This window comes from Kosakonia sp. ML.JS2a (assembly GCF_025642095.1).
Lineage (GTDB): Bacteria > Pseudomonadota > Gammaproteobacteria > Enterobacterales > Enterobacteriaceae.
The window spans coordinates 1,231,605-1,257,410 of the sequence record NZ_CP106754.1 but is presented as its reverse complement, the minus strand read 5'-3'; the positions used below and the strand labels follow the sequence as shown (position 1 = coordinate 1,257,410).

At 52.4% G+C, this 25,806-nt stretch carries 32 protein-coding genes and 1 other RNA gene; 10 read left to right on the top strand and 23 right to left on the bottom strand.

The annotated features are described in order from the left end of the window. Window positions 1-70: 70 nt before the first annotated feature. A complete protein-coding gene (locus N7922_RS06140; protein WP_263099708.1) occupies window positions 71-265 on the top strand; it encodes a DNA-binding transcriptional regulator in 195 nt (64 codons plus the stop codon). A gap of 176 nt (window positions 266-441) precedes the next feature. Here the strand turns inward: N7922_RS06140 and rplS are convergent, their stop codons facing one another. The 5 genes from rplS to ffh all read right to left on the bottom strand — a co-directional run bounded on the left by rplS (window position 442) and on the right by ffh (window position 4,059). Then, entirely contained in the window at window positions 442-789 is a 348-nt protein-coding gene (rplS, locus tag N7922_RS06135; protein ID WP_002914145.1) for a 50S ribosomal protein L19, read from the bottom strand. Between the two features lie 3 nt (window positions 790-792). Next, a complete protein-coding gene (gene trmD / locus N7922_RS06130; protein ID WP_263099707.1) occupies window positions 793-1,602 on the bottom strand; it encodes a tRNA (guanosine(37)-N1)-methyltransferase TrmD in 810 nt (269 codons plus the stop codon). A 30-nt stretch (window positions 1,603-1,632) separates the two neighbouring features. After that, window positions 1,633-2,181: a ribosome maturation factor RimM gene (rimM, locus tag N7922_RS06125; protein WP_263100846.1), complete on the bottom strand. Its 549-nt coding sequence runs from the start codon at window positions 2,179-2,181 to the stop codon at window positions 1,633-1,635. 18 nt (window positions 2,182-2,199) lie between these two features. Next, window positions 2,200-2,448, bottom strand: a complete 249-nt coding sequence (gene rpsP / locus N7922_RS06120) for a 30S ribosomal protein S16 (RefSeq protein ID WP_007370708.1) — start codon at window positions 2,446-2,448, stop codon at window positions 2,200-2,202. Window positions 2,449-2,697: 249 nt separating this feature from the next. Further along, on the bottom strand, window positions 2,698-4,059 hold the full coding sequence (gene ffh, locus N7922_RS06115; protein ID WP_263099706.1) for a signal recognition particle protein: 1,362 nt from the start codon (window positions 4,057-4,059) through the stop codon (window positions 2,698-2,700). A gap of 168 nt (window positions 4,060-4,227) precedes the next feature. On the opposite strand from ffh, the gene N7922_RS06110 reads away from it, so the two are divergent. Both N7922_RS06110 and N7922_RS06105 read left to right on the top strand, forming a co-directional pair. Beyond that, on the top strand, window positions 4,228-5,016 hold the full coding sequence (locus tag N7922_RS06110; RefSeq protein ID WP_061499811.1) for an inner membrane protein YpjD: 789 nt from the start codon (window positions 4,228-4,230) through the stop codon (window positions 5,014-5,016). A gap of 16 nt (window positions 5,017-5,032) precedes the next feature. Continuing rightward, window positions 5,033-6,319 carry an HlyC/CorC family transporter gene (locus N7922_RS06105; RefSeq protein ID WP_263100845.1) on the top strand — a complete coding sequence of 429 codons (1,287 nt, stop codon included), beginning with the start codon at window positions 5,033-5,035 and terminating at the stop codon, window positions 6,317-6,319. A 50-nt stretch (window positions 6,320-6,369) separates the two neighbouring features. Here the strand turns inward: N7922_RS06105 and grpE are convergent, their stop codons facing one another. Continuing rightward, entirely contained in the window at window positions 6,370-6,966 is a 597-nt protein-coding gene (grpE, locus tag N7922_RS06100) for a nucleotide exchange factor GrpE (RefSeq protein ID WP_263099705.1), read from the bottom strand. A gap of 121 nt (window positions 6,967-7,087) precedes the next feature. On the opposite strand from grpE, the gene nadK reads away from it, so the two are divergent. From nadK to N7922_RS06080, 4 genes are all read left to right on the top strand, one after another. Further along, on the top strand, window positions 7,088-7,966 hold the full coding sequence (gene nadK / locus N7922_RS06095; RefSeq protein ID WP_061493581.1) for an NAD(+) kinase: 879 nt from the start codon (window positions 7,088-7,090) through the stop codon (window positions 7,964-7,966). An 87-nt stretch (window positions 7,967-8,053) separates the two neighbouring features. Further along, window positions 8,054-9,715, top strand: coding sequence for a DNA repair protein RecN (gene recN, locus N7922_RS06090; RefSeq protein WP_263099704.1), 1,662 nt, complete (start codon window positions 8,054-8,056; stop codon window positions 9,713-9,715). A gap of 148 nt (window positions 9,716-9,863) precedes the next feature. Beyond that, window positions 9,864-10,205, top strand: a complete 342-nt coding sequence (bamE, locus tag N7922_RS06085) for an outer membrane protein assembly factor BamE (protein ID WP_263099703.1) — start codon at window positions 9,864-9,866, stop codon at window positions 10,203-10,205. A 57-nt stretch (window positions 10,206-10,262) separates the two neighbouring features. After that, the gene (locus N7922_RS06080) at window positions 10,263-10,781 is read left to right on the top strand and encodes a ClbS/DfsB family four-helix bundle protein (RefSeq protein WP_263100844.1); all 519 of its coding nucleotides are present in this window, start codon (window positions 10,263-10,265) and stop codon (window positions 10,779-10,781) included. 6 nt (window positions 10,782-10,787) lie between these two features. Here N7922_RS06080 and N7922_RS06075 read toward each other — a convergent pair whose 3' ends face one another. Together N7922_RS06075 and N7922_RS06070 are read right to left on the bottom strand one after the other, a co-directional pair. Next, window positions 10,788-11,084, bottom strand: coding sequence for an RnfH family protein (locus N7922_RS06075; protein ID WP_263099702.1), 297 nt, complete (start codon window positions 11,082-11,084; stop codon window positions 10,788-10,790). After that, a complete protein-coding gene (locus N7922_RS06070) occupies window positions 11,074-11,511 on the bottom strand; it encodes a type II toxin-antitoxin system RatA family toxin (protein ID WP_263099701.1) in 438 nt (145 codons plus the stop codon). Before N7922_RS06070 ends, N7922_RS06075 begins: the two co-directional genes overlap by 11 nt. Before the next feature lie 158 nt (window positions 11,512-11,669). Between N7922_RS06070 and smpB the strand changes: the two genes are divergently transcribed. Both smpB and ssrA read left to right on the top strand, forming a co-directional pair. After that, window positions 11,670-12,152 carry an SsrA-binding protein SmpB gene (gene smpB, locus N7922_RS06065; RefSeq protein ID WP_061493575.1) on the top strand — a complete coding sequence of 161 codons (483 nt, stop codon included), beginning with the start codon at window positions 11,670-11,672 and terminating at the stop codon, window positions 12,150-12,152. 183 nt (window positions 12,153-12,335) lie between these two features. Next, window positions 12,336-12,699, top strand: a transfer-messenger RNA (tmRNA) gene (ssrA, locus tag N7922_RS06060). A gap of 177 nt (window positions 12,700-12,876) precedes the next feature. Here ssrA and N7922_RS06055 read toward each other — a convergent pair. Beyond that, entirely contained in the window at window positions 12,877-13,194 is a 318-nt protein-coding gene (locus N7922_RS06055) for a hypothetical protein (RefSeq protein WP_263099700.1), read from the bottom strand. A gap of 487 nt (window positions 13,195-13,681) precedes the next feature. Here N7922_RS06055 and N7922_RS06045 point away from each other — a divergent pair, with 487 nt between their 5' ends. Then, the gene (locus N7922_RS06045) at window positions 13,682-14,764 is read left to right on the top strand and encodes an acyltransferase family protein (RefSeq protein WP_263099698.1); all 1,083 of its coding nucleotides are present in this window, start codon (window positions 13,682-13,684) and stop codon (window positions 14,762-14,764) included. Between the two features lie 32 nt (window positions 14,765-14,796). Here the strand turns inward: N7922_RS06045 and N7922_RS06040 are convergent, their stop codons facing one another. The 14 genes from N7922_RS06040 to N7922_RS05975 form a co-directional block, all read right to left on the bottom strand. Next, on the bottom strand, window positions 14,797-15,189 hold the full coding sequence (locus N7922_RS06040; protein ID WP_263099697.1) for a tail fiber assembly protein: 393 nt from the start codon (window positions 15,187-15,189) through the stop codon (window positions 14,797-14,799). A 1-nt stretch (window position 15,190) separates the two neighbouring features. Then, entirely contained in the window at window positions 15,191-15,919 is a 729-nt protein-coding gene (locus N7922_RS06035; protein ID WP_263099696.1) for a hypothetical protein, read from the bottom strand. A 2-nt stretch (window positions 15,920-15,921) separates the two neighbouring features. Beyond that, window positions 15,922-16,506, bottom strand: a complete 585-nt coding sequence (locus N7922_RS06030; protein ID WP_263099695.1) for a YmfQ family protein — start codon at window positions 16,504-16,506, stop codon at window positions 15,922-15,924. Beyond that, window positions 16,497-17,555 (bottom strand): baseplate J/gp47 family protein, encoded by a 1,059-nt coding sequence (locus N7922_RS06025; protein ID WP_263099694.1) that lies wholly within the window; start codon window positions 17,553-17,555, stop codon window positions 16,497-16,499. Before N7922_RS06025 ends, N7922_RS06030 begins: the two co-directional genes overlap by 10 nt. Then, window positions 17,542-17,967 (bottom strand): phage GP46 family protein, encoded by a 426-nt coding sequence (locus N7922_RS06020; protein ID WP_263099693.1) that lies wholly within the window; start codon window positions 17,965-17,967, stop codon window positions 17,542-17,544. Before N7922_RS06020 ends, N7922_RS06025 begins: the two co-directional genes overlap by 14 nt. After that, window positions 17,967-18,515 carry a phage baseplate assembly protein gene (locus tag N7922_RS06015; protein WP_263099692.1) on the bottom strand — a complete coding sequence of 183 codons (549 nt, stop codon included), beginning with the start codon at window positions 18,513-18,515 and terminating at the stop codon, window positions 17,967-17,969. The genes N7922_RS06020 and N7922_RS06015 overlap by 1 nt, the downstream gene beginning before the upstream one ends. Beyond that, entirely contained in the window at window positions 18,515-19,585 is a 1,071-nt protein-coding gene (locus N7922_RS06010) for a phage baseplate assembly protein (protein WP_263099691.1), read from the bottom strand. Before N7922_RS06010 ends, N7922_RS06015 begins: the two co-directional genes overlap by 1 nt. Continuing rightward, window positions 19,582-20,892 carry a DNA circularization protein gene (locus N7922_RS06005; RefSeq protein ID WP_263099690.1) on the bottom strand — a complete coding sequence of 437 codons (1,311 nt, stop codon included), beginning with the start codon at window positions 20,890-20,892 and terminating at the stop codon, window positions 19,582-19,584. Before N7922_RS06005 ends, N7922_RS06010 begins: the two co-directional genes overlap by 4 nt. Window positions 20,893-20,960: 68 nt before the next feature. Continuing rightward, window positions 20,961-21,455 (bottom strand): hypothetical protein, encoded by a 495-nt coding sequence (locus N7922_RS06000; RefSeq protein WP_263099689.1) that lies wholly within the window; start codon window positions 21,453-21,455, stop codon window positions 20,961-20,963. A 134-nt stretch (window positions 21,456-21,589) separates the two neighbouring features. Beyond that, window positions 21,590-23,377, bottom strand: coding sequence for a phage tail tape measure protein (locus tag N7922_RS05995; protein ID WP_263099688.1), 1,788 nt, complete (start codon window positions 23,375-23,377; stop codon window positions 21,590-21,592). 141 nt (window positions 23,378-23,518) lie between these two features. Beyond that, window positions 23,519-23,788, bottom strand: a complete 270-nt coding sequence (locus tag N7922_RS05990; protein ID WP_263099687.1) for a phage tail assembly protein — start codon at window positions 23,786-23,788, stop codon at window positions 23,519-23,521. Then, window positions 23,785-24,141, bottom strand: a complete 357-nt coding sequence (locus N7922_RS05985) for a phage tail tube protein (RefSeq protein ID WP_263099686.1) — start codon at window positions 24,139-24,141, stop codon at window positions 23,785-23,787. Before N7922_RS05985 ends, N7922_RS05990 begins: the two co-directional genes overlap by 4 nt. After that, complete coding sequence (locus N7922_RS05980) at window positions 24,141-25,640, bottom strand: phage tail sheath subtilisin-like domain-containing protein (protein ID WP_263099685.1); 1,500 nt, start codon at window positions 25,638-25,640, stop codon at window positions 24,141-24,143. Before N7922_RS05980 ends, N7922_RS05985 begins: the two co-directional genes overlap by 1 nt. Continuing rightward, the gene (locus tag N7922_RS05975) at window positions 25,630-25,803 is read right to left on the bottom strand and encodes a DUF2635 domain-containing protein (protein ID WP_071889894.1); all 174 of its coding nucleotides are present in this window, start codon (window positions 25,801-25,803) and stop codon (window positions 25,630-25,632) included. The genes N7922_RS05980 and N7922_RS05975 overlap by 11 nt, the downstream gene beginning before the upstream one ends. Window positions 25,804-25,806 lie beyond the last annotated feature (3 nt).

Genomic DNA, 25,806 nt, shown 5'->3' with positions numbered 1-25,806 from the left:
AACTATTGACTTGCATTTGCAAGTTTAAAGTTTATTATTACTGGCATAAACACGCTGGAGAAATCACAAAATGATGCATTGCCCGTTATGCCAGGAAGCGGCTCATGCGCGTTCGAGCCGCTATCTCAGTACCGAAACCAAAGAACGCTACCACCAGTGCCAGAACATCAACTGCGGCTGCACCTTCGTCACCCACGAATCGCTGGCGCGCTACATTGTCCGTCCTGGCGCGACAGAAGCCGCACCGCCCCACGGCGTGCGATAATACCGGCAACATCCCCTCTCAAAGCCTGCGCAAGCAGGCTTTTTTTTGCCTGCCATGCAGTGCCGCCACCGGCGATCCTCTGCCGCCATTCTGCCGCCATCGCCAATAAAAAAGGGGCTGGCATTACGCCAACCCCTTGTTTTACACTAACTTTTCGGATGTCGCGAAAGCGATCCTTAGTTAAGACGCTCTTTAATACGAGCAGACTTACCGGTACGCTCACGCAGGTAGTACAGTTTAGCTTTACGAACAGCACCACGACGTTTAACAGCAATGCTGTCAACTACCGGAGAGTGAGTCTGGAAGACACGCTCAACGCCTTCGCCGTTGGAAATTTTACGAACAGTGAATGCAGAGTGCAGACCGCGGTTACGAATAGCGATAACCACGCCCTCGAATGCCTGCAGACGTTTTTTGGAACCTTCAACAACCCATACTTTCACTTCCACGGTATCGCCCGGACGGAAGGAAGGTACGTCCTGCTTCATCTGCTCTTGTTCAAGTTGCTTAATAATGTTGCTCATAATTTAATCTCTTATCCTGGGTAAACTGATATTGGGGGCTGACGCCGTCCCATCATGTTTCTGTTGCAGTTGCTGTTTTGCGTGTTCGCTTTGGAACTCCGCCAGCAACCTTGCTTGCTCTTCAGTCAGAGCCAGGTTTTCCAGAAGTTCAGGTCTTCTAAGCCAGGTGCGGCCCAGCGACTGTTTCAAACGCCAGCGACGTATCTCAGCATGGTTCCCCGACAGTAACACCGCCGGTACGTCCATCCCTTCTAACACTTCAGGTCGGGTATAGTGTGGACAGTCCAGCAACCCATCAGCAAAGGAATCTTCCGTTGCTGAAGCCTCATGCCCCAGTACCCCCGGAATAAACCGGGAAACCGAGTCAATCAGCGTCATCGCTGGTAACTCACCACCGCTGAGAACGTAATCGCCGATAGACCATTCTTCGTCAATCTCGGTTTGAATTACGCGCTCATCTATCCCTTCGTAGCGACCGCACACCAGAATCAGTTTCTGATTGGTAGCCAGTTCGCTTACGCCCGCTTGATCAAGCTTGCGTCCCTGAGGCGACAGATAAATCACTTTGGCGCCTTCACCCGCCGCGGCTTTTGCTGCATGAATAGCGTCCCGCAAAGGGTTCACCATCATTAGCATCCCCGGTCCGCCGCCGTAAGGACGATCGTCCACGGTACGGTGCCGGTCATGCGCGAAGTCACGCGGACTCCAGCTCTGGATGCTCAGCAGGCCATTTTTTACTGCCCGGCCAGTTACCCCGTAGTCGGTAATCGCGCGGAACATTTCAGGAAACAGGCTAATTATGCCAATCCACATAGCGCCGTCTTTTACCGTATATCCGGAGGTTTAAAAACCAGGATCCCAATCTACTTCAATGGTTTGAGTAGTGAGATCGACTTTCTTGATAACCTGCCCATCGAGGAACGGAACCAACCGCTCCTTGATACCAAATGCATCTTTCAGGTTTGCCTTGATGACGAGAACGTCATTCGACCCGGTTTCCATCATATCGACGACTTTACCGAGGCTGTAACCTTCAGTAGTCACTACCTGGCAACCCATAAGGTCTTTCCAGTAATAGTCACCCGCTTCCAGTTCCGGCAACTGCGTGGAATCAACGAGAATTTCACAATTCGTCAGAAGATTCGCGGCATCTCTGTCATCAACACCTTTCAGTTTGATGACGATATCCTGATTGTGATAGCGCCAGCTTTCCAGCTCAATGCACTGCCACTGACCCGCTTTCTGGATAAACCAGGGCTGATAGTCAAAAATGCTTTCGGCGTCTTCGGTGGAGGAAAACACTCTGAGCCAACCACGAATTCCGTAAGAAGAACCCAGTTTGCCAACGATAATTGGCTCAACAGGGACTGATGCGGTTTGTTGCTTGCTCATCATGACCACCGTGACAGATTAAGCTGCTTTCTGTGCTTCTTTGATCAGCGCGGAAACGCGATCGGAAACGGTAGCGCCCTGGCCAACCCAGTGCTGAATACGATCCAGATCCAGGCGGGTGCCTTCTTCTTTCTCGGAAGCGATCGGGTTGAAGAAACCAACGCGCTCAATGAAGCGACCGTTGCGTGCATTACGGCTGTCGGTGACAACAACCTGGTAGAACGGACGCTTTTTAGCGCCGTGACGTGCTAAACGAATAGTTACCATAACATCCTCTTGTGTGAATAAAACACCAGGCCCCATCGAGGAACGGAGCCCGGTGTCATATTAAAAGCCCGAAAATTTTACTCATTTTTTGCTAAAAAGCAATCGACAGTTACGAAACTGTGAGACCTGAGGCCGTCGGTGTTGCAGCCAGTTTGACGTCGGCGTGCGCGCAGTCACCGGAGCGTACACGCAGTACGTGAGGATGACGAGCACACCCCGGCGCCAAAATGACCAATAAGCCAGGCCGGATTAGCGTCCGGGGAAGCCTGGCGGCATCATCCCCTTCATCCCACGCATCATCTTCGCCATCCCGCCCTTCTTCATCTTCTTCATCATGCGCTGCATGTCGTCGAATTGTTTGAGCAGACGGTTTACATCCTGCACCTGCATACCACAGCCTGCGGCGATGCGGCGTTTACGGGAACCTTTGATAATGTCCGGGTTGGCGCGCTCTTTCAGCGTCATGGAGTTAATAATCGCCTCCATGCGCACCAGCACTTTGTCATCCATCTGTGCTTTAACGTTATCCGGGATTTGCCCCATGCCCGGCAGCTTGCCCATCAGGCTCGCCATACCGCCCATATTTTTCATCTGGCGCAACTGCTCAAGGAAATCGGTCAAATCAAAACCGTCGCCTTTCTTCAGTTTATTTGCCAGCTTCTCCGCCTGCGCGCGGTCAACTTTGCTCTCGATATCTTCGATCAGCGACAGCACATCGCCCATACCGAGAATACGGGAAGCAATACGATCCGGATGGAACGGCTCCAGCGCTTCGGTCTTCTCGCCAACGCCGAGGAACTTGATCGGTTTGCCGGTGATATGACGAATCGACAGCGCCGCACCACCGCGGGCATCACCATCGACTTTGGTCAGCACAACACCCGTCAGCGGCAGCGCTTCATTAAAGGCTTTCGCCGTATTTGCCGCATCCTGACCGGTCATGGCATCGACCACAAACAGCGTTTCCACCGGTTTAATCGCCGCGTGAACCTGTTTGATCTCATCCATCATCGCTTCATCAACGTGTAAACGACCGGCGGTATCCACCAGCAGTACGTCGAAGAACTTCAGCTTCGCTTCTTTCAGCGCCGCGTTAACGATATCCACCGGCTTTTGCGCAACGTCAGACGGAAAGAACTCCACCCCAACCTGCTCAGCCAGCGTTTCCAGCTGTTTGATTGCCGCCGGACGATAAACGTCCGCGGAAACCACCATCACCTTTTTCTTGTGCTTTTCGCGCAGGAACTTACCGAGTTTACCCACGCTGGTGGTTTTACCGGCCCCCTGCAAACCCGCCATCAGCACGACGGCTGGCGGTTGCGCTGCGAGATTCAGGCTTTGATTCTCTTCGCCCATCGCCGCAACCAGCTCGTTGCGCACGATTTTGACGAACTCCTGACCCGGGGTCAGACTCTTATTCACTTCATGACCAACCGCTTTTTCTTTCACGCGGTTGATAAAATCACGCACGACCGGCAGCGCAACGTCCGCTTCCAGCAGCGCCATACGCACTTCGCGCAGGGTATCTTTGATGTTGTCTTCAGTGAGGCGCCCACGGCCACTGATATTGCGCAGGGTGCGCGACAAACGATCGGTTAAATTATCAAACATGGTCTCTCGCCTGAGGTGATACGATTGGCCGCCAGGGCGACGCATTACAAAAATATTCCGCAGTATAACATGAACGTCCCGCTCCTGTATGTGATGCAACTGTTGGAGCCAACGTCCCGTGACGCTATACTGTTTTCCTTTCTTCTTCAGTCAACTGCCGACACCCATATGCCCGTTTTTGCCCTGATCGCTCTTGTTGCCTACTCCATCAGTATCGCGCTGATCGTTCCCGGTTTGCTGCAAAAAAACAGCGGCTGGCGCAGAATGGCCATTCTTTCAGCAGTGATTGCCCTGATTTTCCACGGTTTTGGGCTGAAAGAACGCATTTTTCCCGATGACGGTGGGCAAAACCTCAGCTTATTAAACGTGGGCTCGCTGGTCAGTCTGATGATCTGTACCGTCATGACCATTGTGGCGTCTAAAAACCGCGGCTGGTTACTGTTGCCCATCGTTTACACCTTTGCATTGATCAACCTCGCTTTCGCTATTTTTGTCCCTAATGAATACATCACCCATCTGGAAGCGACGCCCGGCATGATGGTGCATATTGGGTTATCCCTTTTCGCCTACGCCACCTTAATTATTGCTGCAATGTATGCCCTGCAACTGGCGTGGATTGACTATCAGCTTAAGAACAAACGGCTGGCGTTTAGCAGTGAAATGCCGCCGCTGATGGTAATTGAACGCAAGATGTTCCATATCACTCAGGTCGGTGTGGTGTTACTGACTCTGACACTGTGCACCGGGCTATTCTTTATGAAAAACCTGTTCAGCATGGACAATATCGACAAAGCGGTGCTCTCTATCATCGCCTGGTTTGTCTATATCGTTTTGCTGTGGGGCCACTACCATGAAGGCTGGCGCGGTCGCCGCGTCGTCTGGTTCAATGTCGCGGGCGCGGGGATCTTAACGCTGGCCTATTTCGGCAGCCGCGTCCTGCAAGAGTTTCTGAGCTAAAACAAAGGAGTTCCCCCTGGAACACATCTCCACCACGACACTGATCATCACGTTGGTCATTATGGTCGTGGTTTCGGCGTATTTTTCCGGTTCTGAAACCGGGATGATGACGCTCAACCGCTATCGCCTGCGCCATCTGGCTAAGCAGGGTAATCGCGCGGCCCGCCGCGTTGAAAAGCTGCTGCGCAAACCGGACCGCCTGATAAGCCTGGTGCTGATTGGTAACAACCTGGTCAATATTCTCGCTTCAGCTATCGGCACCATTGTCGGCATGCGCCTGTACGGCAATGCTGGCGTCGCTATCGCCACCGGCGTACTGACCTTCGTGGTGCTGGTGTTTGCCGAGGTGCTGCCCAAAACCATCGCCGCCCTCTACCCGGAGAAGGTCGCCTTTCCGAGCAGCTTTCTACTGGCCCCGTTGCAAGTGATCATGCTGCCGCTGGTCTGGCTGCTCAACGGCGTCACCCGCATTTTAATGCGCATGGTGGGGATCAAAGCCGATGTGGTGGTCAGCGGCGCGCTCAGCAAAGACGAACTGCGCACCATCGTCAACGAATCGCGTTCGCAAATCTCCCGTCGTAATCAGGACATGCTGCTGTCGGTGCTCGATCTGGAAAAGGTCAGCGTTAACGACATTATGGTGCCGCGCAACGACATCGTCGGCATCGACATTAACGATGACTGGAAATCCATTGTCCGTCAGCTCACGCACTCGCCGCACGGTCGTATTGTGCTGTATCGCGACTCGCTGGACGATGCAATCAGTATGCTGCGCGTGCGCGAAGCCTATCGCCTGATGACCGAGAAAAAAGAGTTCACCAAAGAGGTGATGCTGCGCGCCGCCGACGAAATCTACTACGTGCCGGAAGGCACGCCGCTCAGCGTGCAACTGGTGAAATTCCAGCGTAATAAAAAGAAAGTCGGCCTGGTGGTCGACGAATATGGTGATATTCAGGGGCTAATCACGGTAGAAGATATTCTCGAAGAGATTGTCGGAGACTTCACCACCTCCATGTCGCCAGCGCTCGCAGACGAAGCCACGCCGCAGAATGACGGCTCGGTGATTATCGAAGGCGGCGCCAGCGTGCGCGAACTGAACAAAGCCTTTAACTGGCGGCTACCGGAAGAGGAAGCCCGCACCATAAATGGCATGCTGCTGGAAGCACTGGAAGAGATCCCCGCCATCGGTACGCGCGTGCGTATTGAGCAGTACGATATCGATATTCTCGACGTACAGGACAATATGATCAAACAGGTGAAAGTGATCCCGGTAAAAACGCTGCGGGAAAGCGTGACCGAATAACGCAGATGAAAAAAACCCTCTCCGGGGAGAGGGTCTCTGCTCAGGGACGCTTACGCCTTCGCCTTCGCAACGGTCACCATCGCGGCACGAATAGTGCGGCCGTTCAGGGTATAACCTTTTTGCATCACGCCCAGCACTTTACCGGCTTCAACCTCATCAGACTCGACCATCGCAATGGCCTGATGCACGTTCGGATCCAGTGGAACGTTGGTATCAGCAATCACTTCCACACCGAATTTTTTCACCACGTCCAGCATGGACTTCAGCGTCAATTCGATACCTTCAACCATCGGCGCCATATCCGCGTTGTTTTTGTCCGCCACTTCCAGTGCGCGATCCAGGCTGTCGACAACCGGCAGCAGTTCGTTGATGAATTTTTCCAGCGCGAATTTATGCGCTTTCTCAACGTCCTGTTCGGTACGGCGGCGCAGGTTTTCCATTTCCGCTTTGATGCGTAAAACGGCTTCGCGCTCACGGTTTTGCGCTTCAGCTAATTGCGTTTCAAGATTCGCAATTTTCTCATCGCGCGGATCCACCTGCTCAGCAGAATCGTCAGACTCAACAACGGCCTCAACATCATCGTGCTGTTCCATGATAATTTCTTCCGGGGCTTGCCCGTCAGGCGTTTTCTGTTCTTTACTACTCATGAATTTCTCCGCGTTTTTTTGCATTCATCTCGCTAACCTGGCTTATTATGGGGATCAGTTTCCGGGATTCAAGGGAACGTGACAGATTGTCATCATTCATTCGCCACAAGGACCGCAGAACATGACCCACCATTTCAAGTGTATTGGTATTGTCGGGCACCCACGGCACCCTACCGCACTGACCACACATGAAATGCTTTATCGCTGGCTCAGCGCCAAAGGCTACGACGTCATTGTTGAACAACAGATTGCCCAGGAACTGCAGCTCAAAAATGTGCGGACCGGCACGCTGGCGGAAATTGGTCAGTATGGCGATCTGGCAGTGGTGGTCGGCGGCGACGGTAATATGCTAGGCGCGGCGCGCACCCTCGCCCGTTATGATATCAATGTTATCGGCATTAACCGCGGCAATCTCGGTTTTCTCACCGACCTCGACCCGGATAACGCCCAACAGCAGCTGGCGGATGTGCTGGAAGGGCATTATATCGCCGAAAAACGCTTTCTGCTGGAAGTGCAGGTCTGCCAGCAGGAATGCCAGAAGCGCATCAGCACTGCCATTAATGAAGTGGTGCTGCACCCGGGCAAAGTGGCCCATATGATCGAATTCGAAGTCTATATTGACGAAGTTTTTGCATTTTCTCAGCGTTCCGACGGGCTGATTATCTCGACGCCAACCGGCTCCACCGCTTATTCGCTTTCTGCAGGCGGGCCGATTCTGACGCCGTCGCTGGACGCCATCACACTGGTGCCGATGTTCCCGCATACGCTGTCGGCACGCCCGCTGGTCATCAACAGCAGCAGCACCATCCGCCTGCGTTTCTCACATCGCCGCAGCGATCTGGAAGTCAGTTGCGACAGCCAAATCGCCCTGCCAATTCAGGAAGGCGAAGACGTGCTAATCCGCCGCTGCGACTATCATTTGAACTTAATCCATCCTAAAGATTACAGTTATTTCAATACATTAAGCTCGAAGCTCGGCTGGTCGAAAAAATTGTTCTGAAAATCACCACACAACACTTTACTGTATATAAAACCAGTTTATACTGTACGAAAACACAGTTATGGTTTTTCATACAGGAAAGCAACCATGTTGGCACAACTGACCATCAGTAATTTTGCTATCGTTCGTGAGCTTGAGATCGATTTTCACAGCGGGATGACGGCTATTACCGGCGAAACCGGGGCGGGTAAATCCATTGCCATTGACGCGCTCGGGCTGTGCCTGGGCGGCCGCGCCGATGCCGACATGGTGCGCGCAGGCGCGCCCCGCGCCGATCTGTGTGCCCGCTTTGCGTTGAAAGACACCCCCGCGGCTCAACGCTGGCTGGAAGAGAACCAACTCGAAGATGGGCGTGAGTGTTTACTTCGCCGCGTCATCAGCAGCGACGGGCGCTCCCGTGGTTTTATCAACGGTACGGCGGTGCCCCTCTCTCAGTTACGCGAACTGGGCCAGCTCCTCATCCAAATCCACGGGCAGCACGCACACCAGTTGCTGATCAAACCCGAACACCAGAAAACCCTGCTCGACGGCTATGCCGGTGAGTATGCGCTCACTTTGCAAATGGCGGAGAACTACCGCGCCTGGCATCAGAGCTGCCGTGAACTGGCGCAGCACCAGCAGCAGAGCCAGGAGCGTACAGCCCGCGCAGAGCTGTTGCACTATCAACTAAAAGAGCTGAATGAATTTAACCCGCAGCCGGGCGAGTTTGAGCAAATCGACGAAGAATACAAACGGCTGGCGAACAGCGGGCAACTGCTCTCTACCAGCCAGCATGCACTGAACGTACTGGCGGATGGCGAAGACGTTAACCTGCAAAGTCAGCTCTACACCGCTCGCCAGTTACTGACGGATCTGGCGGGCATGGATACGCGTCTTTCCGGCGTGCTGGATATGCTGGAAGAAGCCGCAATCCAGATTAGCGAAGCCAGCGATGAGCTACGCCACTACTGCGACCGACTGGATCTCGATCCGAATCGCCTTTATGAGCTGGAACAGCGCATCGCCCGGCAGATCACACTTGCCCGCAAACACCATATCAGCCCGGAAGAGTTGCCACAGCTCCACCAGTCACTGCTTAATGAGCAGCAGTTGCTGGACGATCAGGCGGATTCACAAGAAACATTGACGCTGGCTGTCAGCCAGCACCATCAACTGGCGCTGGAAAGCGCCCGGCTTCTGCATGACCAACGCGTGAAATATGCACAGGAGCTGAGTCAGTTGATCACCGACAGCATGCACGCTCTCTCCATGCCGCACGGTGTGTTCGATATTGATGTCGCCTTTGATGACCGTTCACTGACTGCTGACGGTGCCGACCGTATTGAATTTCGTGTCACCACCAACCCTGGGCAACCGCTGCAATCCATCGCCAAAGTGGCCTCCGGCGGTGAACTGTCGCGCATTGCACTGGCAATCCAGGTGATCACCGCACGGAAGATGGAAACCCCGGCGCTCATTTTCGATGAAGTGGATGTGGGTATTAGCGGTCCTACCGCCGCCGTGGTCGGCAAGCTGCTGCGTCAGTTAGGGGAATCTACCCAGGTAATGTGCGTGACTCACCTGCCGCAGGTAGCAGGCTGCGGACATCATCACTTCTATGTCAGTAAAGAAACCGACGGCGCAATGACCGAAACGCATATGCAGCCGCTGGATAAACGTGCCCGTTTACAAGAACTGGCGCGCTTGCTGGGTGGCAGCGAAGTGACCAGGAATGCACTGGCGAATGCGAAAGAGCTACTGGCAGCGTAAACTTTTTTGAATTCTCAGGGTCAGAGTTCCCGACAAAATCGACAACAGACCCCGCCACAAAGGTTTTAAACTGGCTAAAGGTCTATTATCATCGGCATATTACATATGAGCCACGTATTGTTCGGGCCCGAAAAGGAATCAAATCACTATGCGCTGTAAAATGCTGACTGCTGCCGCAGCGGTTCTCCTGATGTTGACCGCTGGTTGCTCTACTGTAGAACGCGTGGTTTACCGCCCTGATATCAATCAGGGGAACTACCTGACACCTAATGACGTTGCAAAAATCCACGTGGGTATGACGCAACAGCAGGTTGCTTATGCATTGGGTACGCCGATGATGACAGACCCGTTTGGCAGCAACACCTGGTTCTACGTGTTCCGTCAACAACCGGGCCATGAAGATGTGACTCAGCAGACACTGACACTGACGTTTAACAGCAATGGTGTATTAACCAATCTGGATAACAAACCCGCGCTGACCAAACAGTAATACCATAACCACAAAAAGGTGCCGAAAGGCGCCTTTTTTGTTTCCAGGGAGGAAATGATGGCTGTACCGCAAAGCAAAGATGAACTACTGGCTTCAATGGAGAAATCCTGGCTCACTTTGCAGAAAAAACTCGATCGCACTCCTGTAGATATCGCATTTACGCCTCTGCTGGAAGGGCATGCTTCCGGCACCACAATGAGCGCCGCAAACCTTGTCAGCTATTTGTTGGGGTGGGGAGAACAGGTGCTTTACTGGCATCAACAGGAAGCGGCAGGAAAGCAAATCGATTTTCCGGCAACGGGATTCAAATGGAATGAGCTCGGCAAACTGGCGCAAAAGTACTACAGCGATTACGCGGATATCACTGACTGGGTAACACTGCGTGCAAAGCTGGAGCAGTGCTATCACGCCCTGGTAACGCTGGTTGAAAGCTACAGCGATGAAGCACTCTATCAGCAGCAGTGGTACGGGAAATGGACACGAGGCCGGATGATCCAGTTTAATACCGCCTCACCATGGAACAACGCCGCCTCACGCCTTAACGCATTGTTAAAAACCAGCACAGCGGCGAATTAAACCGAATTACTTTTTCACGCTGGCGGATTTTTCCGCGCGCTGGCGACGCAGCTCTTTTGGATCAGCAATCAGCGGGCGGTAAATCTCCACACGATCGCCATCACGCACCACATCCTGTAATTTCGCCGGTCTGCTGTAAATGCCGACTTTATTAACGTTCAGATCGATATCGTCACGAAGATCCAGCAAACCCGAAGCCAGAATCGCCTGTTCAACGGTTGCGCCATCGTCCAACGTCACCCGTTGCAGATACTGTTTTTCTGGTAAAGCATAGGCGACTTCAACGGCAATCTTACCCGACACGGTAAACCTCTTTCGCCCGAAGGGTGAAGGCCTGCACCATATTTGACGCCAGCTCTTTAAAGATGCGACCAAACGCCAGTTCGATAAGCTTGTTGGTAAACTCGAAATCGAGCTGGAATTCAATGCGGCAGGCGTCGGTACTGAGCGGTGTAAACGTCCAACCACCGATCAACGACTTGAACGGGCCATCCACCAAGTGCATCAAAATGCTCTGGTTGGTTTCCAGCGTATTGCGTGTGGTAAAAGTCTTGCTGATCCCGGCTTTGGAAACATCCACGGCGGCGGTCATCAGCGTCGGCCCGGATTCCAGCACCCGGCTGCCTGTACAGCCCGGCAGAAACTGCGGGTAGGACTTTACATCGTTCACTAACTGATACATTTGTTCTGCGCTATAAGGAACCAGCGCAGTCCGGCTAATCTGAGGCATTCGGTTCTTCCACGTTCACACAATCGACAAATAATAACATCTCCCCAGGATGAAAGGAAAACGCTACGCCGGAACTCATGCTAAGATAACGCGTTAAACCTCACAGGACGCAATGAGGTCAGTTTCAGATATCAGATTACCGGATGGCTTCACGACATATGACGAAGAAAAAAGCATATAAACCTGGTTCAGCAACCATCGCGCTCAACAAGCGCGCCCGCCATGAATACTTCATCGAAGAGGAATTTGAAGCCGGGCTGGCATTGCAGGGCTGGGAAGTAAAATCCCTGCGCGCCGGTAAAGCAAACATTGGCGATAGCTACGTTATTCTGAAAGACGGCGAAGCCTTTCTGTTTGGCGCCAACTTTACACCGCTGACCGTGGCATCAAGCCACTATGTTTGCGATCCAACCCGCACGCGCAAACTGTTGCTTAACCAACGCGAGCTCGATTCACTCTACGGACGCATCAACCGCGAAGGTTACACCGTGGTGGCGCTGTCGCTGTACTGGAAAAATGCCTGGTGCAAAGTGAAAATCGGCGTGGCGAAAGGTAAGAAACAGCACGATAAACGCTCCGATCTGAAAGAGCGCGAATGGCAGCTTGATAAAGCACGTATCATGAAAAACGCGGGACGCTGATAGCGCCCAGCTCCGCCCTCTCACGCCGGGAGAGGGCATGATTTCCCGTTTGACGTTCCCTTATCGCCTCGTTCTGGTTATTCCTCTTCATACTCCGTGTACACAGTCCCCCCGAAAAGAATACTGCTGCGATATGGACTGGTATGCTGCTTCATAAAAGTGTTATACTCGTTTCACACTTTTGGGGCTGATTCTGGATTCGACGGGATTTGCGAAACCCAAGGTGCATGCCGAGGGGCGGTTGGCCTCGTAAAAAGCCGCAAAAAATAGTCGCAAACGACGAAAACTACGCTTTAGCAGCTTAATAACCTGCTTTGAAGCCCTCTCTCCCTAGCCTCCGCTCTTAGGACGGGGATCAAGAGAGGTCAAACCCAAAAGAGATCGCGCGGATGCCCTGCCTGGGGTTGAAGCGTTAAAACTAATCAGGCTAGTTTGTTAGTGGCGTGTCCGTCCGCAGCTGGCAAGCGAATGTAAAGACTGGACTAAGCATGTAGTACCGAGGATGTAGGAATTTCGGACGCGGGTTCAACTCCCGCCAGCTCCACCAAATATACATGGACAGTGGCAGGACAGAGTCTTAAAAAACAGTAAGTTAGCCACTTATCCCGGACGGTGACCGGACACCAAAGGGACAAAAAAGGATACGTAAAGGAGCCGCGGCTCCCACGTTACAGAAAAGCCCGCACACACGCGGGCTTTTTTATGGCTTAAAATCCCTGACGAATTAAACCACCCTGTCATCATCCTTTACCCGGTTAATTGTGTACGTCAGCACACCGAACACCGTCACTTCGTCCAGCGCCTCGCCCTCAATCGCTTCACCGTCATCAGTGATCAGCGTACTACCCATCCATTTTGCAAACTGGCTGCGTCCGTCATACAGCGCCAGCACCTTGTCACCGTCTGCTGGTTGCAGCGAGCGATCAATAACCGCATAGCCTGTATTCGTCTCTATCACCTGGCAGTTTGCGTCTACCCGGCACAGTAGCTCAGGTGTAATGGTCTGCTCGGTATAGTCTGCTGCCGGGGATGGAAAACCCATCAGCGAACCCTCCCCATGTTACGCAGTATCCAGTACCGGTTTTCACTGAAGTTTGTTGTCCTGTCAGTGAAGTCTGGCTGATAGGTCTCTATCCATCCGTTCGCATCCTTTTGGCTGAAGTGCCAGTTGCGCTGGCTGAGTTCGCTGATAAAGTCATCCGTGCGTAGACACTGAAACCCTTTGGGGTTGAGCTGGACGGCGGCCACAAAGGCAGCATAAATGTCTGGTTTTCGCGGCATGATCTGCACCTATCAATAAAACTGTATATATATACAGTAGTTGTTTTTAGAGAACAGATCAACACCGACCAAGGGCATTCTGGATAAGTGCAGATGTTTTCCTTCGCCTAAGCAATGGGTTGCATACCATAAAATTTTTATGCGCCAAAAAATGAACAAATCATGAAGGACTTATGCAGAAACTTTGTGTTTTTAGTAAGAAAACATTAAACTTTTATCAACTCATTGTTTAGAGAATGAAAATAAAAATGTTTATAAGCATTCAGTTATTGCGTGTCATAGCATGCTCACTCGTGCTTTTTTCGCACATTGACCCATACCTTGTTTCTTCTTTAAATAGAAAGTTCTCAGGTGGTGGTATCGGAGTGGATATATTCTTTATTATTTCCGGCTTCGTTATGGCCGCAGCCACTTCAAAAACAGACATGGGTATTCATAGCGCACTTTCCTTTTTTATAAAAAGGATAATAAGAATTTGGCCTATGTATGCAATTATCACCGTAGTTTTTGCATACGAGATGAACTATCTAAAGTTTGAATATATTGATCTCCCATACATCATTGACTCATTGTTAATGCTTCCTGTGAGCATCCATAATTCAATGTATGGTGACATATTCATAGATCCGAAATTGGGCGTTGGCTGGACGCTTCAGTTTGAAATGTTTTTTTATTTTGTTATATCAATATTAATAATTTTAAAAATAAGAAAGCCTTATATCCCAGCTTTAATTTTTGCCGTCCCTATTTTATTCAACCTTCGCCCGGTTGCATTATCACCATTCTTTAGTATGGTGTCATGTCCAATACTTTTTGAGTTTGCGTTTGGATACTGGATTTACTCAGTATATTGTAAATACCCTAGCGCATTTCAGTTAGCAGCGCCTATGTTAATACCTACAGGATCTGCATTAATTGTTATTGCCATGACTGGCGACTGGAGTCAGTGGTATCACAACACACCGAGAATGATTGTAAGGTTTGGGGATGTTAATCTTCACAGAGCTATTGCTTGGGGAGTACCATCAGCAATATTGTTTTGCGGGGTTTTGGGGTGTGAGGAGTGGATTAAGAAAAGCGGTGTTATTTCGAGGATATCAGTGATGATTGGAGATGCTACATACTCATTATACTTGACCCACATTCTTGTTTTTCAGTGGATGCTCAGGCACATTCCTACATATCCAACATCCAGCATATTTATATACATCGTAACACCGTTTATTGTTGCATTAATTGTGCATTTTTTGATTGAAAAACCAATAACAAAAATCCTAAATGACATTGCAAGTAAAAAAATACGACTACCGTTAAAGAGCAAAATCGCATGATTAAAAAAGCCCGATGATGCGGGCTTTTTTAATTACTCAGCCGGAACAGCAGGCCATTCAATCGATGATGATGTTAAATCAATAGTCATTAGCGATACAACATACCCCTTCCATTTTGTTAGCTGAGCAATCTGTTTTTCCGTCGCACTTCCAGCATCAAGTGAGTATTGACGCCACGTAATTTCAGTTTGTGCTGAATTATAAAGTTGAGATTGAACTAACTTATTAAACGCAAGTCTTTGCTCGTCACTGAGAGTCGGGATAATCAACACAGGACAACCATTTTCATCTGCTACAATTTGTTTACCCTGAGACTGTCCGTCGAATAGCTCATTGTATTTTTGCTCAGAAACTTCAACAATATCATCCGGAAACACAACACTATATTCGTCATAGAACCCACCAGTACTTTTCGAATAAAACATATTATCTCCCGATTGCAATATAGCGGAATCCGCAGCTAGTACTCGCGCCATTTAAGTGATAACCAACAGCACTGAATTGCGTGAGGCTTGATGTTACTGGCGCGGCGGCAAATGCAGCTATGTTGGTGGTGGTTGAGAGCCCATCGTCGTGGCTGATCAGAATCTGGTAAAACGCGGTGGTAAATGCCTGGGGCAACGTATAAGTTTGCGATGTCCCCGGCGTGCTAACCAGACCACTCCCCCACTGGATCATGAGACCAGTGTGATCAGGAAGACTTGATGGAAGTCTTTGGTATCCAGATGCTGCGAAAGTATGCGCATCGTTGATCGCGGCTTGCAGCGCCGCCATCGTGGCAATTTGCGTTGTGTTTGTACCTGTCACTGCCGTTGGCGCGGTCGGCGTTCCGGTAAGGTTCGGGCTTGCAAGCGGAGCTGCCCCCAGATTTCCGAGCGCTGCAACTGTGGTCCCGTCGGCTTTAATATCCGCAAACGGATTTGCACGCGTAAGCAACAAGGCTTTCAGGGCTGTCAGTAACTGGTTGTGTTTGGTTTTATCAAGGGCAACGCCGGAAGATTCAACAACCCCGGCCAGCTCCTCCTGGAGCATGTCGAAAAAGGCTTCATCGAGATCGGTTGCTGGCGTTCCGGTTTGCGGGTTCCCCGCAGTGAAGCCGTTTTTGCCCGCGCCAAATTTATCTACCTGAGCGGTAGACGTATCAATACGATGCATGGTTACTCCGGATATTTAAAAATTACGTAGGTATGTGACGGACAGAGTTTGCTGATCACGCATTCAACAACCGTATCCCCCCACCAGCGCAACGGGGATTCACAGTTATCGACGCAGGTCATGCTTGTGACATTAACCGCGGCGGGCATATTAACCTGCCAGTAATAGCGCCACTCCGGTGACCAGAGCGCATCGGTGCATTTCGACGTGCATTTAAATGCGCTTTTGTCGTACCGGGTTATCGTTGCGCCAGGCATGCCAAGTGCTGCAAGTTGTGAAAGGTAAAAATCTTCGTTAATGCCGCCGGTCAGATTGAGTTTTGAATCAAGACGCCGCTGGCGCTGCCTGAGCGTTTGTGTGCCTGCCGGAATGCACTCATCAGGCAACCCTGCAATTTTCTCCCAACGATCTATCAGTTCGGTTGTAGTGCGCGGGTCAATCTCCTGCATCAGCGCATCCGCACGCTGATGAGCCCGAAGCAAAGATGGCGCTGCGCCCTTGATCGCCGGGTCCTCAGACGACCAGGCAGGACCGGGCGGCAACAGCGCTGACAGCAGGCTGATGTAATCGTCATTGGTTACAGCCATGTGATAGCTCCCAGCACTGCCAGCTCATTTTTCGCGATAGCGATATCCGCGACAGGAGAAATCAGCGTGTGACTGTATTCGCCGGTGGCGATGGAAATAGCCTCATTAATTCGGGATAGCTCAAGTTTTCCTTCCGGGTAACCATCACGCAGCAGGAATGATCTCAACTCGGCTTCCACCTCGGCCCGTACTGTCGCCGTATCAGGATTGAGGTCAATCGTGAAATTGACGGTATGTGGCACGGCGGTAAACACATACAGGTCAGATCCCGCTACCGGGGCCAGTGGTTCGATATAGGCCTGCACGGCCGCAACGGTCACATCGTCCAGTATGGGATTAACAAGGTCACTGCTGGCCACCATCACGCCAACCGTTCCGGTACCGAGCCAGTGCCGGTATGCCCATGCACGCGTGACGCCGGAAACCTCTTTTGCCCAGACCACGTAATCACCGTCAGCACCGCCAAGCGGCGTCCAGTAATAACGCTCCAGCACGCGGGCACGCCAGGTTTCCAGATCCTCAACGTCAAAGCCGCCGGTTACCGTGTCAGCCAGGCCGCCAGACGGCAGCCCGGTAACCGGGGTGACCAGTGACAGCGCCGTGCCATCATCTGCATTGCCGGTTACTCCCGTTTCGCTGCATGAAATGGGTAGCCTCAGAATCCCGCCCGCGCTGGTTGCATCAGCGGCGGCAGTATATTGCACAAGGTCATCGCGCTGGATAACCGCACCGGCAGAGACGGTGATGTCGTTGGTTACACCATCCCAGCGCATATAACCGGTGGCGGCCGTTGCATCCTTTCTCGGGCATCGCTTCATCGCGGCATGACGCGCCAGCCAGGTTTCATCGCAGAGATCCGGCAGCATGTTCATTGCCAGATAATCGATATAGCCGTAGACCGTATGCAGTGCAGCGGCGTACACCTTTGCCCGGACATCCTCATCCATGCGGCGCAGCGTGTCGCTCACATCCAGCATCGCGAAAAGGTCTGTGCGGATCATGCTGATATTTTCGGCCAGCGTCGGGCGCTGGAATTCACTGTCCGCCATCTGTTATCGCGCTCCATAAATCGTTAAAAGAAACAGTGACCGGACCGTCCCGGCGCCACAGGGTAATGCTGTTGGCCAGTTCGTTGATGCCGGTGCGCCGGATATCCAGGTCGATGCGTGAAACCACTCCGTCATCGATAAGCCACTGCAGACACTCGCGGATATAAACCCGTACGGTCTGCACTAACTGGTTGGTCAGTTTGCTGCGCTGCAACAGCCACAGGCGGGAACCATAGCGATCATTCTGTACAACAGGCCAGGTATCGCCCCACCAGCCCATCGGGACATTCGCGTTATCGTCGGGTTCGGCGCGCCGCCATGTGAAAAGTGAAATAACCACCGCGCGGGTCAGCATGTCCTGCGATGAGCTGGCGCTCACGCGCTGCCCGTTTACCACAAGCCAGAGCTCCATCACGCCCCCATAGGTGTTGTTGGTGTGTCCGTGTTATTGCCCTGCCCGTTCTCTTTGTGACGGTGTCCGTTGTAGGCAACCCGCATCGCGGCCATAGTCAGGCCATTGCTGTCACACAGATCTTTAATCTGCCCGGTCGCCTCGATGTCCATCTCAAAGCGTGCTTTCGGTGCGTTGATGAAGGTGATCGGCTTACCGCCACCATCCACGACAATCCCGTCACGAGAGAGTTTTATCACCAGCCCCTGATCGTCGTGGAAGGCAACCTCCTTGTTGGCCAGCCCCTTCAGACGATACCGCCGGTCAGCAACGACAATAGCTACAGCATGCGAGCGGTCAGCATCAGGAAACAGAAGCACAGCCTCTGCGCCCGCATCGGCGCGGGATGTAAAGCCGTATGGCTCCAGATGCTCAACCCCGGTTTTCTCTTCGCTGGCAATCAGCGAAACATCCACCGTCTGGCATTTCGTTGCCGCATTCACGCTGCCGACAACCGCGCGGGTGATAAGGCTCTGTACCTGCCGTTGCAGGTTCTGCAATGCGCGCATCAGAATGGGTCCTCCGCAGATGATTTTTTACGTTTCTTCGGATCTTTCGGTTCCGGAAGATAGGCATCCGGCGGCCCGATACGCAGTTCTGCCCGCGTGCCGTTGTTGTCTTTGGAGAAAGTGACTTCGGAGATCAGCATTTCACGGTTGTCAAAACCGCATACCGGATCAAACACAATCACTCGCTGGTTTGGCTGCCATAACGTTCCGTCACCCTGACGCCAGCCCCACACGGTGTATGTGGTCTCGTCGGTACGCGCCGCACGCTGGCGGGCTTCAAACTCTGCACGGGCAATACAACTTGCGCCGGTGGCCTGCCCGGTCTGCTGGACTGCCATTGGCCGGTAGCGTGAGATCCCGGCATCTTCGGTTTTTGCGCGTAACGCCGTCGTGGTGGCCGCGCCAAAGTCGTCATCGTTTCCGGAACGCTGCCCGCTCACCTGATAGGTTGAAAACCGCTCGCGGATGCTTTTCTCTGTGTCACAACTGATGATGTTTTGCCCGAGCACCAGCGCCGTGGTTGCGCGGGTGGATCCGATGCCACCGATGACCAGCCGCCCGCGCGGGTCGTCGTACGCCAGCGCCTGCTGCTTACCCAGCATTTTGTTAAGCACCTCCAGTACGGTTTCACCGTGATCTGGCTGCACTGACGGGATTGATCCCGTCGGCGCGCCGGAGTTAATCACCTCAATACCAAACGGGGCAGCCAGTGTGGTGGCCACCTGAACAAGTGACCGACCGTTAAGCTGTTTGGGATCGGCAGCGCAGTCGATAAGGTCCGCTGTAAGGCTTCTCCCGCTGATGCCGGTGCTGATCGACCCGGCGTCGTAGCGTACCGGAGTCGCTTCAACCCATCCGGTGATCACCAGGTCATCGCCGATGAGTACCTCTACCTTTGCACCGTTTTTAATACGGGGCTGCAGTGATTTAGTGCCATCACTGCCCGGCCACTCGCGGGTTATTTCCACACTGAAATCCCGGGCGAGACGTTCAATACCGGCACCAATGCGAACGGAGGTCCAGCCGCCCCACTCCCGGCCATCCACCCTTAGCGTTACGTTGTCATTCATTGAACTGGCACCCTCAGTGCTGTTACAGGGACAAAGCCAGGATGCGCCACGGCGTTACGGCGAACAATATCGCTTTCCCGTGCTGCGTTGTCATACCATGTCGCGGCCAGCACCAGCGCTGGCGTAACTTCCGAAGGCGTACGGATAACCGTTTTTTGTGTCTGCTGAAGCCGGTCATTGATGTCGGCATTCACATCCACTTTCACCCGGCGCAGTGCAAGAAAGAGCTGGTCATCATTCGTGCGGGACATCTCTTTATCGATCGCCTGATTCAGCGTGTCGCGGATATCCACCAGTTCGTCCCACGTCGGCAGAACGGCAGTGGTGGTTTCTTCCGTCGCATTGTTCAGTGCCGGATGTGAAACCGCGGGCCATCCTGCCGTCTGCTCACTGGCCGTCGTAGAGGTCACTGTCGAGGATGTCGGTGATGGAAGGTTTACCACTGCCGCGGCGGCTTCACTGATCGCCGTGGTACGGATAGCGCTGGCAACATAGTTGCTTTGCTGCTTTATGGTTTTGGTCGTAACACTGTCTGTTTTCCACACGCCTCTGGGTTGAAGATCGCTCCCCAGGCTGATGCCTGAAAACGTTTTAATCATCGTGAAAAGATCGCTGGCATTTCCATACAGGCGATTCCCTGCGCGCCACATAGTTTGTAACTGATTTACAAACGTTTTTCCTGATGATGGTGGCGGAAGTAAAACAGAGATATCCCCCTGCATAAGCCTGGCGGCATCAGAAACGACGGCATCCACAACTTTCATTGCGCCGGTGACATAACCCATCATTTCTGTAGCCGTACCGATCACATCGTTCTGAATAAAATCAGCCACACCATCGATGCTGAAGTTGTCGAAATTATTACTTATGCAGTCATCAAGCGCAGAGCAGGACGTTGTCAGATTCTGCGCCGTCGCAGCGCCTGACGTCGGGTAAGAGAGTTCGCCAGCCTCAACAAATCGCAGGTCGAATCGCACCATGCGCCCATCGCTGGCAGTGGTGCTTACGCGGGCCTCTCCGTCGACGCACACCTTAACTTCACCATAGCTCGGGTGGATCAGCGTGCCAGGGCCGGGCTTATTCAGCGCCTCGATTAAACGGTCGCGCTGGTCATAACAGTCTTCACCAATAACATAAGCTGAAATGTTGGGGCGAAAGCTGACCTTGCCGAGATCCTCCGTATACGGCTTGTCACGGTTGGGGAATTCGTGAGTTTCAACACGGCGGCCAACCCCGGCATCTTCGGTTTCAACTTTAAACGCGACGCCGCGAAACGACGCATCAACAAGCCTGTCTTTCCACGCCATAGGTTCTCCGGGCATAAAAAAACCCGCCGAAGCGGGTGTGTGATTCTGATATTATTTGAATCAGTTCATTATTTCAAAGTCACTTCAATAGAAAAGATGTCGCCTGATTTTATGAATTTTGAATCAGCCTTATCGTCAAATGACTCGAAATGCTGAACCTCATTAAACCGTTTCATTTTATTTTCAAATATCGCAGGCTCCACACCAGTCAGATACTTATAAGCCCTGCCAGCCAAGGTAACGTTACTTAATTTTTCGGTATTTCCGTTATCTTTTTGAAACCATATAGTTACTTTCTTGGCGCATGGTGGTTCGTATACGGTCAAATAAAACTGAGGTTCATATTTTTTATCTGCGTCGTCACTTAATGCATCTTCAGCAGAAAGGTCCTTTCTAAATTCATATTGATGCCTCGTGGTTCCCTCTTCTTTTTTCACAGTTTTCTTTACAGGTTTTTTGCCAACAGAAGCTAAAAAACCAGACTCGCTAAATTCTGGATAACATTGCTCAGCAGAAGCACCAAAAGTCCATAGGGCAACTAACAACAAAATAGCAATACGCATAACCATCCCCCAGAGTGAAACTCTTACGGTAATTTCGTTTTACATAAAGCTATCACGTCTATGGCGGCTAAAAAAACACTACCTCGGTACTCCGGACATAAAACCTCCGGAGCGGACATATTTGATGGCAGTGATTAATATTGGTAATTCCAGCCGGATAGACTGGTATATCCCACATCCGTGTTGAGGTTCATCCCGCCTCCCTGGGCCTCTGTCACCCTCATGCCGGGCGGTGCGTCTTTAAACTGGACAGTTACCGTGCCATTAGACTGCTGAGAAACAGGCCTTATGCCGTAAGGGTTATATCCCTGGCTGGCAACCCCGGTACCATACGCGCCATAACCACCAGCGCCCCACTGTGCTGAATTCATTGCGTTAACCGTATCGGTCGCCTCATCCGTAAACCACTTAATGATCGGCTGCAATTTGTCCCACATGTCCTGGAACCACTTAACGATCGGGCCCCAGTTATTAATAATGATCCCCAACGGGCTCCACGCAAAAACCTTTTTGATAATCTCCCAGCCCTTTTCGAAGTAGGGACTGACCACATCCCACATCTCTTTAAAATACGGACCAACGACATCCCAGTTAGAAATAATTAACCCGGCTGCCAGTGCAATCGCGGTGAGGATCATACCAAGGGGTGTCATGGAAGCCAGACGGCTCGCCAGCGTAATGGCCTGGCCCACACCCATAATGCCAAGTTTAAGTGTGACGAGACCCGCTGCGAGACCGGCAACACTGCGAATAACCCGCGGGTTCTGATCGGCAAAGGTTGTGAATCGTGCGCCAAGATCACCAAGCCAGGTGGTGAGGTTCTTGGTGTCACCAGAAAATGCACTACCGATGGCCGCCAGGCCGTTGGTTGCTGTGCCTGTCATGGCTTCCCACAGGTTAGCCAGTGTCCCGAGTTGAGCCTCAACGCGTTTGTTGAGGGTGGCCTGCTGGTTCATTTTCTGCTGTATCTGGTCGTAACCGTCCTTGCCTTTATCAATGAGCGCGTTAACTACCTGGAGGGTTTCTGCATCGTCACCAAAGATGGCTTTAAGCACGCCGGTGCGTTTGACGTCCGTTAATTTGCGCAGTTTTGATAACTGCTTAAACAGGTTATCAAGGCCACCAAAACCCCCTTTCCCGTCAGTAAAATCCAGATCCACGCCGAGGTTTTGACGCTTCAGGACTTTATTCACGCCCTTAACTTTTTTGACGTCCAGCCCGGACTGAATAACTTTCCGTAACGCGTTACCCGCCGATTCTCCCTCCATCCCCATCTGATCCATCATGACACTGATTGGCGCCAGACCCTGCGCAGCTTTCAGCCCGTCTTTATTCACCATCTTCAGGACGGAGCTGGTTTTAGTGAAAAACGAGAGCATGTTGGTATCGTCGACACCGAGATAGAACGCCTTCTGAATGGTATCAAACAGCCCCATCATGTCGTCCGATGCTGTCCCTGTGGCGTCCTGCATTTTTGCAGCAAACTCTGCTGCAGCTTCCGGGGTCTTTTTAAGCTGGACCGCAAGATAAGCCGTGGCTTTTCCTACTCCGCCGAGGATGTTTTCCGCGGGTATGCCCTGGCGAACCAGCATCTGCATCATGTTCTGGAAATCAGCCGTTGTCCCAGGTAACTGATTACCGAGCCCGACGGCAAGTTTGTTGATTTTTTCAAAGCTGCTGCCGACCTCGCCATTGGCCTGCATCATTGCCACTTTCAGACCCGTTGCTGCATTTTCCTGGTCCGCATAGGATTTCATGGACAGAGTCAGCCCGGCAGCAAGTCCACCAGCGAGAGCAAGGCCGCCTTTGGATGCCTCCTCGGCCTTTTTCTTAAATCCACGAAGGTTTTTTTGCATACGGGAAAGCGCGGGGGAAAGTTTATCGACGCCTGTAATTAGCGCTTTCAGTTCAAACTCAGCCATTATTTTTCTTCTCCCGCTCTATTCTGTTTGCCTGGCTGACCAGTACGGGGATCTCACTGATTGGCATATTCAGCAATTCAAAAGGGTTAATGCGCCAGTAACTGGCGCAGTCGAAATAGCTGTTAGTGAGATACTCAGCCGTCAGCCCTGGAGGAAAAAACCAGCGACAATCCATCCGGCAGCATTGAGATCACCGGGTGACATCTGATCCACCGAGCTCAGCGGCACCTTTGCCAGTTTGACGATGTATTTGGCGACGATGTGCGCCTGAAGTTTGATTGATTCGTCCTGGTTCATCTGGTATGGATAACCCAGCTCGCGCACATCTTTTCCTGTCGGCTCGTCAAATTCCAGCACGCTCAGCGTTTCGCCATGCGCCTGAATCGGCTTTTTCAGTTCAAGCTCTGTCACTGGTACCCCCCCTCTTCACCATGGAATTCAAGATCCACCGTGCCTTCTTCGGCATTATGGTTTGCTTCGCCATGCACCCAGGCATTAGAAAGGACATACACCTGCCCGTTCGCCAGTTCGGACGTAATCGTCATAGAGTCCGAATCAAAAAGTTTGCTGACGGGGAAATCCTTTGGAACCTTCGCTGTCAACTTGGTGTACGGTGCGCGGTGGGTTTCTTTATAGTCGACATCACCCGCCAGGCCGACGACGTCATCCTTGACGTTGGTATTCATCGGCACTTCAACGCCCCCCGTAGCTGACAACTGAAGCCCGTCAACTTTGATGTAACAGGTACCGCCAATCTTGGACATTATTCAGTCTCCTCGGAATATTGCAGGCGGAACTGGTTAACAACGGCGAAGACACGCAGCTGGTTAACGTAATCCGGCGGGAACAGGGTATTGAGGCGATTCGGGTCATTCTCGTCGCGCTCAACGATCAGGTACTGCTTAAACAGGTCGTAATTTTCGACGATCCCGGCGCGCTCCATCTGGCGGTACGCTGCCAGCAATTCCCCCTTGATCACAGCAGGGGTGACAATCGCCTGACCGGACCCAAAGCGGGTACCATCATTTGCCAGTTTGTGACGGCCATATTTGCTGGTAATCACCGATTTCAGCTTGCGCAGGACGTAGGCGCTGGTATGCAGCGTCTCGCTGTCGAGGTAACTGTTGTCAGCCACGCCGTAAGCGTTCGTCTTGTAGGTGGTCACATCGCGCTGGATGCGCAGCACACCGCTTTCGACGTAGGCGGTCGCGATACCGTGGGTCAGCAGAGACTGCTGCTCCGTCATCGTGAAGCGCTTGCCCTTCGGTGCCGGCAGCATATCCACCAGTTCGCCGGTCTGCGTCGGGCGCGCCGGATCATTACGGATAAACACCGCCGCACGCGCGGTACGGCTGGCCGCCAGCTCATCCGCCGGGGTCTGCGTTTCTTTTTCGTAGCCTGCCAGGGTGATGTGCTGCAGGTTGAACAGGTCACCGGCCGTCACCAGTTCGGACAGGGTTCCGAGCTTAGCGGTGTACACATGCCCGTAGAGCTGACGCGCATAGCTCCAGCGACCACTGGTATCGTTCATCTCGCTGGCAATCGTATTAATCGACGCCTGGTCGTTGAACGGATGACCGATATAATCAAAAGGTTCATCCCCCATTGCCGCAATCGCGGAAGTCAGCACCGGCGCACCGGTACCGGCAGTGCCAGTCGCGATCGCCACGGCCACACCTGCGGGTAACACTTCACCACTCCCGTAGCCGTAGTAATTCAGGGATACCGGGATTTCATTGCCGCACAACCCCTTATGCCGGGCGGTGAGCGTAACAACACCCAAGGCAGAAGCGGCAGTGAACGGAAGAGAGCCCGCAGCGTTAACTGCATTTTTGATACTGGTGGCAATCGCGGTGACATCATCACCATTGACCACAGCCACCTGCACACGGGTACGACCGACGTAAAGGCTCAGCGTGCCGCTCTCCGTCGCCGCACCTGTCACGGTCAGGGTGATTGTTGCAGCAGCGCCTGCGGCAGGTTCCGGCACAGCGATAACGTACAGTTCACCAAACGGATCCGTGGCGCGGTACGCTTCAACCATGCGGGCAAGCTGGCTTCCCAGGCCACAAAGCTGTTTTGCATAATCGGCGGAGGGCATGATCACCAGCGTATTGGCAGTGATCGTGGCGCCGGTATTGGCATACCCAATCAGCAACGAGGGCGCAGTATCCTGCGAGGTGTTCGCCGCCGAATTATCCATCTCGGCATAGAACAATGGCACCCGGGTTGTTGAGGGGATGTTGTTAAAACTAATTGTCATCGGTATTCACCTTCTTCGGTTTAGCGTCCACACGCTGGATGTCGCCGGCGGCTTCGCGACGCAACCAGTAGTTGTTCTCTTCGACGTTCCGCCCTTCTTCAGGCAAAAGGTCACCACGGGCGGGGTCAGGTACTGACCGCCCGGTAACAGGTTTTACAAACATGAG